Origin of the sequence: Paenibacillus sp. FSL H8-0283 (assembly GCF_045040675.1) — a bacterium.
GTDB classification, from domain to species: Bacteria; Bacillota; Bacilli; order Paenibacillales; family Paenibacillaceae; genus Paenibacillus; species Paenibacillus amylolyticus.
In genome coordinates, this window is sequence record NZ_CP150295.1 from 2,240,027 (window position 1) to 2,254,766 (window position 14,740).

Here is a 14,740-nt window from a genome sequence, read left to right on the forward strand (position 1 = left end):
AGTCCAGGGCATAGAGTGTACTATTGTAAAATGCGGGGATTTGACGTGGTGTACAAGGAGGGGGGATTCTCTTGTGAGCGGTATATCCAAAAGGAAACGCAAAATTTCCTCAATCAGTACAGGTAAACGGAAAGCAAAAAAATCAAAAAAGCACTCTATCCCAAAGAAGAAGAGTAAGTCTTGTAAGAAAAGCAGACGTAAATGCAAAAAAAAGAAAAGTCACAGGATTCCTTTCCTTCGCGGCCCACGGGGTTATCAGGGAATGAGAGGATTCACTGGAGCAACAGGTGCTACTGGGTTAACTGGAGACCCTGGGTATCCCGGCATATGGGGAGCAACCATTTTAACAGGACGGACCGGAGTAACCGGAACCACGGGAAGTACCGGAATAACTGGAGTCACAGGTGCAACAGGAGCTACCGGACTGATGGGCACCACAGGTGTGACTGGAACTAGGGGAGTTACAGGTCTGACCGGTCAAACGGGTGAGGCGGGAGCAACTGGTTCTACAGGAAGTACAGGAGCTACAGGTGCAACTGGCACTGGATCAACTGGAGTCACAGGAACAACCGGCGCAACTGGAATTACCGGAATTGGTGTTACAGGCGTGACCGGTGCTACAGGAAATACCGGTATAACCGGCTTTACAGGTCCAACTGGAATTGGTGTGATGGGACTAACAGGATCTACTGGTGAAACAGGATTCACGGGAGTTACAGGTTCGATTGGCCCAACCGGAGCGACGGGTCTAATAGGTATTACGGGTGCGACTGGATTAACGGGAAGTACTGGCGAAATTGGAATCACAGGCCCGTCCGGAGCAACAGGAACAACTGGTATTACTGGAACCACAGGTACCACAGGTATCACAGGAGTCAGTGGCGTAACTGGAACGACAGGTACTACGGGCGCGACCGGCCCAACCGGTGAGACAGGTATCACCGGAGTTACAGGCGCTACAGGATTTACTGGGGCGATAGGAGCAACGGGAAGTACGGGTCCAACTGGAAATACTGGCATAACCGGCATGACAGGGATAACAGGTGCGATCGGCGCAACTGGTGCCACTGGGGAAACGGGACTTACTGGTACGACAGGCCCCACTGGGGGGATCGGGTCTACGGGAGTTACTGGTGTAACCGGAACTACAGGAAGTACTGGTGCGACCGGAGCGACTGGCGTCACTGGAGAGACGGGTCTAACAGGTATTACGGGTGAGACTGGAGTTACAGGAAGCACTGGTACTTCTGGAACAACAGGCACTACGGGGGCAACTGGATTAACAGGTGTGACGGGAGCAACCGGCGAAACAGGCACGACAGGCATCACTGGCGTTACTGGAAATACTGGTGCTTCAGGGATTACTGGATTTACGGGCAGTACAGGTGCGACCGGCACGACTGGTGTGACAGGACTCACTGGGGCCACTGGTATAAGTGGTGTCACTGGTGAAACAGGACCAACAGGTACAACCGGAGTAACTGGCGTTACTGGAATTGCGGGCACAACAGGAACGACTGGAATAACAGGTGCAACAGGTATTACTGGATTTCAAGGCAGTACAGGTGCGATCGGAGCAACTGGTGCCACTGGCACAACCGGAGTCACAGGTACGACTGGTGTGTCAGGACCCACCGGGGATACAGGAGTAACGGGAACTACCGGTACCACAGGAATAACTGGCGTTACCGGAGCAACTGGCGCCACTGGAGAGACGGGTTTAACTGGGAACACCGGCACGACAGGTGTGATAGGACCGACTGGGGCGACTGGAGCGACCGGGCCCACTGGTGTCATTGGAGAGACGGGTCTAACAGGAGGTACAGGTGCAACTGGTATTACAGGTCCTACGGGTGCGACTGGTATCACAGGAATCACGGGTACAGCTGGTGTAACTGGCCCAACAGGTGCGACTGGAGAAACAGGAAGTACAGGTTCCATTGGAGTAACCGGCGCAACCGGAACAACTGGTGCAACTGGAGAGACGGGGCTAACAGGAGTCACAGGTGTCACCGGGGAAACGGGTCTAACTGGGGCTACAGGTGTAACGGGCTCAACCGGTTCGACTGGCCCAACAGGAGAGACAGGACTAACAGGTATAACTGGAAGTACGGGTGCGACGGGAACAACTGGTGTTACAGGTGCAACCGGAGTTAGTGGCACAACAGGAATTGCTGGTGTAACTGGCGCGACAGGACTCACCGGGGCTACTGGTTCAACTGGTAATACCGGAGCTACTGGCATAACCGGGGTCACCGGCGAAACAGGGCCAACCGGCACAACTGGCTTAACTGGCGTTACGGGTACAATTGGTGTGACCGGAGCAACAGGCGTCACTGGAGAGACAGGAGCTACAGGTCTGACGGGAAATACAGGACCAACGGGTGTCACCGGATTTACGGGTCCAACAGGTGAAACAGGAATCACTGGAGTTACAGGCCCTACTGGAGCAACCGGCTCAATCGGAACTCCTGGAGATACAGGTTCAACAGGGGTCACAGGTACGACTGGTGTGACGGGATCGACCGGTGCAACTGGAGAAACGGGAATTACAGGTGCGGCTGGACTAACTGGCATTACCGGAACCACGGGCGTCACAGGAGGTACCGGAGCTACAGGAATTACGGGAGCGACCGGAACCACGGGCGTTACTGGGGAGACTGGTCTAACAGGGAACACAGGTGTAACGGGACCAACCGGCACGACTGGTTTAACTGGCGTAACGGGACTTACTGGTGTGACCGGAACTACTGGCACTAGTGGCATAACGGGAACAACTGGTATTACGGGAGTAACCGGAGCAACAGGTGTCACTGGAGAGACGGGTCTAACAGGAGTCACTGGTGTCACCGGGGAAACGGGTATAACTGGGGCCACAGGTGTAACAGGCCCTACCGGATCGACTGGCCTTACAGGAGAGACGGGGTTAACCGGGGTCACAGGTCCAACTGGTGTGACGGGACTGAACGGTGCAACTGGAGAAACTGGAATTACAGGTACAACTGGACTAACTGGCATTACTGGAACCACGGGTATCACAGGCGTGACCGGAGTTACCGGACTGACTGGTGTCACTGGGGAAACGGGTCTAACAGGATTCACAGGCGCGACGGGACCGACGGGATCGACTGGGGCGACAGGAGCAACCGGAATTACAGGTATCTCGGGAGTGACTGGCGTAACCGGAACGACAGGTGTTACTGGAGAAACAGGGTTCACAGGACTGACGGGAGTGACCGGGGCCACTGGTGTTACTGGGGAGACCGGTCTAACAGGAAACACAGGTGTAACGGGCCCTACCGGTTCGATTGGCCCAACTGGTGAAATAGGACCAACCGGCACGACTGGCTTAACTGGCGTTACGGGTACAATTGGTGCGACCGGAGCAACAGGCGTCACTGGAGAGACGGGTCTAACTGGGAGCACAGGAGCCACAGGAATTACCGGAGCTACCGGAACTACGGGGGCTACAGGAAACACCGGAACGACAGGTGTTACTGGAGAAACAGGGTTCACAGGAATAACGGGAATTACTGGAACGACGGGAGCAACTGGCGTCACTGGAGAGACAGGAGCAACCGGCTCAATCGGAACTACTGGAGATACAGGTTCAACAGGGGTCACAGGTCCGACTGGTGTGACGGGCCCTACCGGTTCGACTGGCCAAACTGGTGAAACAGGACCAACAGGCACAACGGGTGCAACTGGTATTACAGGTCCTACGGGTTTGACTGGAGAAACAGGAAGTACAGGTGCCACGGGAGTAACCGGCGCAACCGGAACAACTGGTGCAACTGGGCTAACAGGAGTCACTGGTGTCACCGGGGCTACAGGTGTAACGGGATCTACCGGTTTGAATGGCCCAACAGGAGAGACAGGACTAACAGGTATAACTGGAAGTACGGGTACGACGGGAACAACTGGTGTTACAGGTGCAACCGGAGTTAGTGGCATAACAGGAATTGCTGGTGTAACTGGCACGACAGGACTCACCGGGGCTACTGGTTCAACTGGTAATACCGGAGCTACTGGCATAACCGGGGTCACCGGTGAAACAGGGCCAACTGGCACGACTGGCTTAACTGGCGTTACGGGTACAATTGGTGTGACAGGAGCAACAGGCGTCACTGGAGAGACGGGTCTAACTGGGAGCACAGGTACGACTGGAGTTACTGGTATAACTGGTCCGACAGGCACTACAGGACTAACAGGGAATACTGGTGAAACAGGACCAATAGGTACGACTGGAGCTACAGGTCCAACAGGGGTGACAGGTACGACTGGTGTGACGGGATCAACTGGAGAAACAGGGTTCACAGGACCAACGGGAAGTACGGGTACTACGGGAGCTACTGGTGTAGCAGGCACAACTGGTATCACAGGGGAAACAGGTCTAACAGGAATTACTGGTCCAGCTGGTGTTACGGGATTAACTGGAGCCACGGGCACGACAGGACCAACAGGACCAACCGGACCAACCGGAGCCACTGGTGTGACTGGCATAACCGGAGTCACAGGTACGACTGGAGTTACAGGAGCAACGGGGAGTACGGGTTCCACAGGAATAACTGGCGTATCCGGGCCGACTGGTGCTACTGGAATTACTGGCCAAACTGGTGTGACAGGATCAACCGGAGTTACGGGAGTAACTGGACTTACTGGATTAACTGGGGAGACGGGTCTAACCGGGATTACAGGTGCGACTGGTGCTACTGGAATTACCGGCGCCACCGGCACAACTGGCCAAACTGGTGAGACGGGAGTAACTGGACTTACTGGGGTTACAGGTAATACAGGATTTACTGGAACGACGGGAGCAACTGGTGCCACAGGAGAGACGGGTCTAACAGGGGTCACAGGTACGACTGGTGTGACGGGACCCACTGGGATCACAGGTGTGACTGGAGCAACAGGAACCACGGGTATTACAGGAGAGACGGGTGTAACAGGCGTTACAGGTACGACCGGTGTAACGGGACCGACCGGCGCGACTGGAACAACAGGAACCACGGGTATTACTGGCGCGACCGGAGAAACTGGGGCTACAGGGCTCACAGGTGTATCAGGAGCCACAGGCACAACAGGAGTTACGGGTATCACAGGTGTGACCGGTGCTTTAGGAACTACAGGTACAACGGGTGTAACAGGAGCCACCGGAAGTACTGGGACAACAGGAACTACAGGTGCAACGGGCACCACCGGAAGTACCGGCACAACAGGAGTAACTGGACTTACTGGGGCTACAGGTAATACAGGATTTACTGGAACGACGGGAGCAACTGGTGCCACAGGAACCACGGGTATTACAGGAGAGACGGGTGTAACAGGCGTTACCGGCCCGACAGGTGTGACGGGACCCACCGGGGCTACTGGAGCAACGGGAACTACGGGAGTTACTGGTGTAACCGGCGTGACTGGTGCCACTGGCATAACTGGCACAACTGGCGTAACTGGTGTTACGGGTACAACAGGACCAACCGGAGCCACTGGTGCGACTGGCATAACCGGAGTCACAGGTACGACTGGTGCTACAGGGGCAACCGGTCCAACGGGTATTACTGGTGAAACAGGGCCAACCGGCACGACTGGCTTAACTGGTGTTACGGGCACAATTGGTGCGACCGGAGCAACAGGCGTCACTGGAGAGACGGGTCTAACTGGGAGCACAGGAGCCACAGGAATTACTGGTGCTACAGGTCCAACAGGGGTCACAGGACCGACAGGTGAGACGGGTCTAACCGGGATTACAGGTGCGACTGGTGCTACTGGAATTACTGGGGTAACTGGATTTACAGGTGTTACAGGAGCCACTGGCACAACTGGCCAAACTGGAACGACAGGTACAACAGGTACGACTGGAGCCACTGGGATCACAGGTGTGACTGGAGCAACAGGAACCACGGGTATTACAGGAGAGACGGGTGTAACAGGCGTTACAGGCACGACCGGCGCGACGGGAACAACAGGAAGTACGGGAACAACAGGAACCACGGGTATTACTGGCGTGACCGGAGCAGCTGGGGCTACAGGGCTCACAGGTGTATCAGGAGCCACAGGCACAACAGGAATTACGGGTATTGCGGGTGTGACCGGTGCTACAGGAACTACAGGTACAACGGGTGTAACAGGTGCCACCGGAAGTACTGGTTCAACAGGAGTTACAGGTATAACTGGCGCGACCGGAACAACTGGAGAAACAGGAATAACGGGAGCTACAGGACTAACTGGTGTAACTGGGACAACAGGAACTACAGGTGCAACTGGGGTTACAGGCATCACAGGAGCAACCGGCCCGACTGGACCAACTGGGGCTAATGGAATTACGGGGGTAACCGGTGTAACGAGTGCAACCGGAGCTACGGGTGCCACTGGAGCAACAGGCATAACAGGAACTACCGGTGCGACTGGGGCAACGGGGCAGACAGGAGCCACGGGCCCAACCGGCCCCAATTTTGCAACACAAGGGTTCTCGGCATTCCTGGCTACACTTTCGACAGCAACCAGCACTCAGTTAACCAACTGGACGACCACGGCTCCTTATTACGGTAATGCCAACTTCAATGCAACAACAGGAAACTATACCGTCCCGGTAACCGGAAGATACTCTATTGTGGCCACGATCAATTATGCAACGACTGCAGCGATTGCCCTATCTCTGGGTGCTGGGGTTAACCCAGCCTTTCTTGTACAGAGAACATCACCTACGGTAACGACACTTGTCAGTGGTTTGTTGCCCGTCCTAAATGTCGCGATTACGTTACTTACACTGCGGGCAGTGCTGGGAAGTGGTTCGGTGACTTTGGCGGTAGAAGTGGCATTAAATGCGGGAGATGTGATTGGACTGTTCTATGCTGCAAATGGGTTGACGATTACATTGAACCTGGGCAGTGGTGCTACAAATGGAATTGTGTGGTCTGTGCATGAGATCACCTAAACACTTCTCAACGGATTGCGCCTATGGACAAATTCGTAAAGTTGTAATAAGTTAGTTTGAAGATATTCGAAGTATCTTTCGAAATTTGGACTAACAAGTGAGGTGGATTGCATGATTCCTATTTTGGGACGCATTAACGAATTAAGTCGAAAACAACGCAGCAGCGTCGGCTTGACAAAAGCAGAACAAAGCGAGCAGCAAGAGCTTAGAAAACAATATTTGCAGGCTATTCGAGGTCAGGTGCTGACAACCATGCTGGCAGTATCCGTTGTGGACCCACTGGGTCATGATGTGACCCCTGAGAAATTAACCAATGAAAAATTGCAGCGCCGTGAACAAGCCGGCCAATAGCATTCCTTTAAAAAGACAGACCAAGGTTACATCTTGGTCTGTCTTTTTTTATTTTCTGCAATCATCCGCTCAGCAGGAACTGCATTAATAATCCAGATAGAGTTTCGTAGGAATTAACAAGCATGTTAGATATTTTTAGTATTGATGACAATAAATCTACCGCGAACTTCAAAAAATCCCCGATAACTCATATAATAACGCTAATATATTTCAGAAACACAAAGAAAAAGCACAATTACTCTCAATATAACTGACAACAAACTTACATCAAATAATCAAAGAAAGATTAGTTCATATATGTATCTCGAAAGGGTTGATGAATCATGAGCCTGGAAGCATTGAATGAACGTGTGAAGAATGATCTGGCTTATTTGTCATTTGGTGGCGCGAACTGGGTACGTCCAAGAGAACATGCGGATGGTCATGTCTATGATGTCGTCATTGTGGGTGGAGGCCAGAGTGGATTAGGAGCGGCATTTGGACTTCTTCGTGAACGGATCTCCAATATTGTGGTCATTGACGAGAATGCATCGGGGCTTGAAGGACCTTGGGAGACTTATGCACGTATGGTTACTTTGCGCACACCCAAGCATCTGACTTCCATCGATCTGGGTATCCCCTCGTTAACCTTTCGCTCATGGTGGGAAGCACAGGTAGGGCCCGAAGGTTGGGAAGAGGTAGATAAAATCCCGCGTGGAGACTGGATGAATTATTTACGCTGGTATCGGAAAGTGCTGAATCTGCCTGTGCTTAATGAGGTAGAATTGACGCTGGTTGAGCCTATGGAGAACGGAATACATCGACTTCATGTGAACAAGGCTGGATCTCAGATGGATGTTATACTTGCTCGCAAAGTAGTGTTTGCTACGGGAATACAAGGTGGTGGAGAGTGGCATGTGCCATCCATGATTGCGGATAGATTACCTCGGGATCGGTATGCACATACGTCGGAAGCAATTGATTTTGATCGGTTAAAAGGTAAAAGGGTTGCTGTACTTGGCGGCGGCGCTTCTGCATTCGATAATGCGAGCTATGCACTTGCCACAGGTGTGGCAGAAGCTCATGTATTTGTCCGGCGGGAACAGCTGCCTAGTGTTAATCCCATTCGTCAGATGGAACAATCTGGTATGATTGAGCGGTACCACGCTCTTCCGGTTGCTGATAAATATGAAGTGATCTCTCATTTCTTCAAATTCAATCAACCCCCAACCAATGATACGTTTAATCGTGCGGCAGCCTGGCCAGGATTCGAACTACATTTGAATTCGCCTTGGCTGAGTGTAGAAGCAACAGACCAAGGCGCGATTGTGCATACCGCACAGGGTGCATATGAGTTTGATTTTCTAATTATTAGCACAGGTCTTCTCAGTGATCCGGCACTCCGTCCTGAACTGAAGCTTGTGGAGCCATACATCGCACGTTGGGAGGATTGTTACCAGGCTCCGCCAGAGCTTCGCAATGCGTTGCTGGACGCACATCCATACCTGAGTTCCGGGTTTGCAATGACAAGCAGGAGTGAACAGGGTGAGAAACCGTTGCACGGACTGTTTGTATTCAACTACTCTGCACTTGCCAGCTGTGGTCTGTCGGCATCGGCAATATCGGGGACCAAGAGCGCGGTGCCGAAACTGGTCTCTGCCATAGCGGATCAATTGTTCCTCGATGATCGGGAGATTATTTTGCAACAATTCTATGCGTATGAAGAACAGGAATTTACGGCTACGTGGGTGAAAAGTGGTGCCCTCGCTGAGTAATCGCACTCTATAATATTGTGAACGTGTGGCATCTGATGCTGCACGTTTTTTCGTTTTTCATATGATGAAGGTTACACTTGCCTTTAATTTGTTGTAAAATGTCGGTTGGAACATGTTAAAGGCAGGGATAATAGATGAATGAAATGAACTATGAACAATTTAGAGCCCATTTGAAGAAAGCGTCGCGTAAACGAAATGTACCTTTGATTAAGATCGTAGCATTTCAAGAGAAATACATGAAGATTGAAGAAGTTCAATTTTACGATGTGGAACAAAATCATATGAGTGTTCGGGCCTGCAATACGTTGTGGATGCATCTGGAGAATAAATCTTTCCGTAATATGGTGTCCCAACATTTGCAGTTTTATAGAGATATGGAGAACCTGGGTCGGCATTCCTTTGAGAATCTGATCAAAGAACTATATGATACGTCTGTTCCTGTGCTGCTCGATTACAATCCCGCTCACTATTACACTTCGGGGCAGCTCGCTGAGATTCTGGTCATGGACGAGGAGAGGTTAATTGAACAATTGGAGATGGGCCGCTTCAAGGGTGCTTTTATTAATGAAGATGGCAAATGGCTTAAACCCAAACCGGATGCTATGGTTGTAGAGTCATAAACGTCATGCAGTTCCCATGAACAGCAAAATCCTGCAACGCCGCGCATCCAGCGCTGGAGGCTGCAGGATTTTTAATGAAGATTTGAAGGGCACGGAATTCCAACTTTAAGAACATGAAGTAAGGGAAAGGGACAATTGGACAAGAAAATAAGTCGAAAGATGCGGGTTTTTGAATGTTTTTAAATTATTTTGAATGAAAGTGGTTGTTTTTTGAGTGAATTATGATACTATAGAAGCAGTTGGAGGAATGAAGATGCTGACTGAAGAACGATATGCTGCAATTATAGAGCGCTTACATTTACAGGGAATTGTGAAATTGCAAGAGCTTGTTGATGTGTTGGGTGCTTCTGAATCAACGATTAGGCGTGACTTGATCGATCTGGAGAGTCGTCAGATGCTCAAACGCATCCACGGCGGTGCCGCACTGGTGAATGAAAAAACGCTGGAACCGGGCATGGAAGAAAAAACGTTCAAAAACATTCAACAAAAAACGACAATTGCCCGTTTGGCTGCACAGGAGATCGAAAATGGCGAATGCATTTATCTGGATGCAGGAACGACAACGTTAGCCATGATTCCTTTTATTGAAGCTAAAGACGTAACGGTTGTTACCAATGGACTTTCACATGTTGAGGCTTTGGTAAGCAAGCGTATTCGCAGTTATTTGCTCGGAGGTATGATGAAAATTCATACAAAAGCAGTCATTGGCAGTATCGCATTACAGAACATGGATAATTTCCGTTTTGATAAATGTTTTCTTGGAAGCAACGGAGTTGATCCCGAAATGGGGTATACAACACCGGATCCGGAGGAAGCCTTGATTAAAAGGCGTGCACATCAATTGTCGGGAAAATCTTATGTGCTGGCTGATTCCAGCAAAATAGGGGAAATTACTTTTGCCAAATTGTTTGATTTGGAGGAGGCCGATTTGATTACCGAGCAGATGCCAGAACATTGGCGGCCTGGAATCGCCCAGAAAACTAAAATAATTGAGGGATAACGATGATATATACGATAACACTTAACCCGTCCATTGATTACATCGTGGAAGTGGATGAGCTGAAGCTTGGCGGATTGAATCGAATGAATCGGGATTTGAAGCTCCCTGGCGGCAAAGGCATTAATGTCTCTCGCATACTGAATCAACTTGGAGCAGATAACACGGCTATTGGTTTCCTTGGTGGATTCACGGGACGTTTCATTAATGAAAAGTTGCAAGAAGATAACATTCGGACAGACTTTGTTACGATTGCAGACGATACTCGCATTAACATCAAGCTGAAGCATGGAGAAGAGACAGAGATTAATGGTCTTGGACCTGCAATAAGTGCCGAAGAGGCGGAGCAGTTGCTTCACAAATTGTCCTCATTGCAAAAAGGAGATATTGTCATTCTCTCCGGAAGTGTACCTCCTTCACTCGGAACGGATTTTTATGATCGTCTCATTAAAGTGTGCAAGCAAACGGGTGCCGAATTTGTGATTGATACAACTGGCCCTGCGTTAATGGAAGCTCTTGAACATGCACCGTTGCTGGTGAAGCCAAATCATCATGAACTGGCCGAACTGTTCGGTGTAACGATTAATACTCGCGAGGAACTGGTGTTATACGGGCGTAAGTTGCTGGAAGCCGGTGCCAAACATGTGTTGATCTCCATGGCAGGCGAGGGTGCATTATTCATTACCAAAGCGGAAGTTCATCATGCGAATGTGCCAAAAGGTACTGTGAAAAACTCGGTTGGTGCCGGTGACTCCATGATTGGCGGATTCGTAGGTACCTATGTACAGAGCGGAAATTTGCTGGAAGCTTTCCGCACAGGGGTTGCATCTGGAAGCGCAACTGCGTTCTCGGATGATCTGGCAACACGTGAATTGATTGATGAATTGCGTAATCAAGTGACCATTACGACAATCTAGTCTAACGGTCTTATAGAAGGTCTTTATTGTAATTGTAATGTAGTGAGGCCTGCCTATGCAGGCCGACTGAACTTAAGGGAGTGTACCAAGATGAGAATAACAGACTTGATGATCCAAGAAACGATGATCATGGACCTGCAAGCCACAACCAAAGATGAGGCTATTGATGAACTAATTGCAAGCCTGAACCGAAGCGGACGAATCAATGATCCGGTCCTGTTCAAGGAAATGATCTATAAAAGAGAAGCTGAATCCAGCACAGGTATCGGTGGCGGAATTGCAATGCCACATGCCAAAACAACAGCGGTGAACGAACCAACAGTTGTATTTGCCAAGAGTAGAAAAGGACTTGATTTTGAAGCGTTGGATGATCAGCCAGCTCATGTGTTCTTCATGATTGCGGCTCCAGAAGGCGCAGGTAATACCCATCTGCGTACGCTTGCAGCTCTTTCCAGGTTGTTGATTGATAGCGATTTCATCTCACAATTGATGAGTACAGATACACCAGCCGAAGTTAGTGCATTGTTTGATGCCAAACAGGCTGAAGCAGCTGAGAAGGAAGCAGCCAAAGAAAAAGCTAAAGCTGAAAAAGCAGCAAATGCCGCATCCACTTCTACTACTGATCAGCAACAGAATACTTCTGGTGTGATTGTAGGTAACGCCAATTCGGAAGATTTTGTTGTTGCGGTTACTGCTTGTCCAACCGGTATAGCTCATACGTTTATGGCTGAAGATGCACTTAAAAAGAAAGCTCAGGAAATGGGCATTAATATTCGCGTAGAGACAAACGGCTCTGAAGGAGCGCAGAATGTTCTCACTGCTGATGAGATCGCTCGTGCTAAAGGGGTTATCGTTGCCGCAGACAAAAATGTGGAGATGGCACGTTTCGATGGCAAACCGGTATTACAAAGACCGGTGAGTGATGGAATCCGTAAATCCGAAGAGCTGATTCGCAAGGCCGTTAACGGTGATGCACCGATCTATCGCAGCCAAGGCGGAAATGCCAAGGAAGAGGGTGCAAGCACTGGCAAGATTAGTGTAGGTAGCAAAATCTATAAAGATCTGATGAATGGTATCTCGCATATGCTACCATTCGTTGTAGGTGGCGGTATACTGCTAGCAATCTCCTTCTTGTTCGAACAGCTTGCTAGCCCTGAGAATCCGATTGTGCAACTGCTTCAAACGATCGGTGGCGGAACAGGTGCGTTCCACTTCCTGATTCCGGTACTTGCCGGATTTATCGCGATGAGCATTGGTGATCGCCCAGCCCTGATGCCTGGTATGGTCGGTGGATTGATGGCGGTTAACTCAAATGCCGGTTTCCTTGGTGGTTTGGCTGCCGGTTTCCTGGCGGGTTATGTAGTTATTGGTCTCCGTAAGTTGTTCAAAGGATTGCCAAAAGCGATTGATGGCTTGAAACCAATCTTGCTGTATCCGGTATTTGGTTTACTGATCGTGGGTGCCATCAGTTTCTATGTCTTTGATCCAATCTTTGGTTCCCTGAACACCTGGCTTGTAGATGCACTGGGTAATCTGGGTACAGGTAATGCGGTATTGTTGGGCTTGCTGCTTGGCGGTATGATGTCCATCGATATGGGTGGACCGTTCAACAAAGCAGCTTACACGTTCGCCATTGGTGTATTCACATCCAGTGGTAACACAGACGGTGCATGGATGGCAGCGGTAATGGCAGGCGGTATGGTGCCTCCTCTGGCGATTGCACTTGCAACAACATTCTTCAAATCCAAATTTACAGAGCAAGAACGTAAATCAGGCCTGACTAACTATGTACTTGGATTCTCTTTCATTACAGAAGGTGCAATTCCATTTGCTGCGGCTGATCCATTACGTGTATTGACTTCTTGTATTCTGGGTTCCGCTGTTGCTGGCGGATTGACACAACTGTGGAGCATTAATGTACCAGCTCCGCACGGCGGGATCTTTGTTGCAGCACTGGCGAACCACGCATTATTGTTCCTGCTCGCTGTTGCGATTGGTTCTGTGATCTCCGGTCTGATTCTGGGACTGTGGAAGAAGTCACCAACGCTTGTGAAGTAATAAATATAAGAAACATCTCCTGGGTGAAATTCACTTGGGGGATGTTTTTTATTTCAGCTTTTTGGTTAGGTAGTGGAAAGTTGCCTCCGGATTTGTGTAAAATGCTTATTTAGCTTTTACATTCATCTATGGTAAAATAAATATAATTATATTTTGAAACTATGTTTCGTCTAATGAAACTTATGCAGGAGGAATTGGAATGTCTGATGTAATCAAAAGTCAGGTGCAGAAGCAGTTTGCGAAAAATGCAGGTAAATATGTGACGAGTTCGGGGCATGCCAAAGGTGAGGATCTCGCGTTGCTCGTGGCTTCATCTCAAGCCACTCCGGATATGAACGTGCTGGATATCGCCACTGGAGGAGGGCATGTCGCTAATGCATTGGCTCCACTTGTTCAGCGGGTGACAGCCCTCGATCTAACGGAAGAAATGCTTCAGGTAGCTGAAGCATTTATCCAGGGCAATGGACACCGTAATGTAGATTTTGTTGCCGGGGATGCAGAGAAGCTGCCATTCGATGATGATATCTATGACCTTGTAACCTGCCGAATCGCTGCTCACCATTTTCCGGATGTTTCTTCGTTTGTTCATGAGGCATTACGAGTTATGAAGCCTGGTGGAAGGTTGTTATTCATTGACAACGTGGCACCTGAACGTGATGAGAATGACCAGTTTTACAATGAAGTGGAGAAGTGCCGGGATGCAAGCCATGTTCGAGCATGGCGCAAGACGGAATGGATTCATATGCTGGAGTATGCGGGCTTCCGAATGGAAACGATGGTTTCCTTCCAGAAGCGCTTTAAGTTTGAAGAGTGGTGTAACCGTGCGGCACTGCCGGAACGGGAGAGAGGGGAACTTGAAGCAAGTATGTTGAGTGCACCGTCCATCATCAGAAAATTTTTCAATTTTGAAGTGACAACGAACGGGAAGCTCGACAGCTTCCAAGGAGAAAGTGTGTATATCCAAGCGACTAAACCGACTCATGTCTGATTAGGTACAGACCATTTAGCTGGCTGAGCAGTTTATGCAACGGTAACAGGATGAATGTCGATAAAATAAAACAAGCAGAGTACCTTGAACAGGTAGTTCTGCTTGTTTTATTTTGCATATT

General features: G+C 49.7%; 8 protein-coding genes. All 8 read left to right on the forward strand.

The window, feature by feature from the left end; genetic code table 11:
* Positions 1-262 precede the first annotated feature (262 nt).
* The 8 genes from MHI52_RS10205 to MHI52_RS10240 all read left to right on the forward strand — a co-directional run bounded on the left by MHI52_RS10205 (position 263) and on the right by MHI52_RS10240 (position 14,619).
* On the forward strand, positions 263-6,934 hold the full coding sequence (locus tag MHI52_RS10205) for a hypothetical protein (RefSeq protein ID WP_405158964.1): 6,672 nt from the start codon (positions 263-265) through the stop codon (positions 6,932-6,934).
* Positions 6,935-7,045: 111 nt separating this feature from the next.
* Positions 7,046-7,285 (forward strand): DUF896 domain-containing protein, encoded by a 240-nt coding sequence (locus MHI52_RS10210; protein ID WP_017689452.1) that lies wholly within the window; start codon positions 7,046-7,048, stop codon positions 7,283-7,285.
* A 323-nt stretch (positions 7,286-7,608) separates the two neighbouring features.
* Positions 7,609-9,039: an NAD(P)-binding domain-containing protein gene (locus MHI52_RS10215; RefSeq protein WP_405158965.1), complete on the forward strand. Its 1,431-nt coding sequence runs from the start codon at positions 7,609-7,611 to the stop codon at positions 9,037-9,039.
* A 134-nt stretch (positions 9,040-9,173) separates the two neighbouring features.
* Positions 9,174-9,659, forward strand: coding sequence for a hypothetical protein (locus tag MHI52_RS10220; RefSeq protein ID WP_036609765.1), 486 nt, complete (start codon positions 9,174-9,176; stop codon positions 9,657-9,659).
* A gap of 253 nt (positions 9,660-9,912) precedes the next feature.
* The gene (locus MHI52_RS10225) at positions 9,913-10,659 is read left to right on the forward strand and encodes a DeoR/GlpR family DNA-binding transcription regulator (RefSeq protein ID WP_017689448.1); all 747 of its coding nucleotides are present in this window, start codon (positions 9,913-9,915) and stop codon (positions 10,657-10,659) included.
* 2 nt (positions 10,660-10,661) lie between these two features.
* Positions 10,662-11,573 (forward strand): 1-phosphofructokinase, encoded by a 912-nt coding sequence (gene pfkB / locus MHI52_RS10230; protein WP_405158966.1) that lies wholly within the window; start codon positions 10,662-10,664, stop codon positions 11,571-11,573.
* 90 nt (positions 11,574-11,663) lie between these two features.
* Entirely contained in the window at positions 11,664-13,631 is a 1,968-nt protein-coding gene (locus tag MHI52_RS10235; protein WP_405158967.1) for a fructose-specific PTS transporter subunit EIIC, read from the forward strand.
* A gap of 199 nt (positions 13,632-13,830) precedes the next feature.
* Positions 13,831-14,619, forward strand: a complete 789-nt coding sequence (locus tag MHI52_RS10240) for a class I SAM-dependent methyltransferase (protein WP_405158968.1) — start codon at positions 13,831-13,833, stop codon at positions 14,617-14,619.
* Positions 14,620-14,740: the final 121 nt, after the last annotated feature.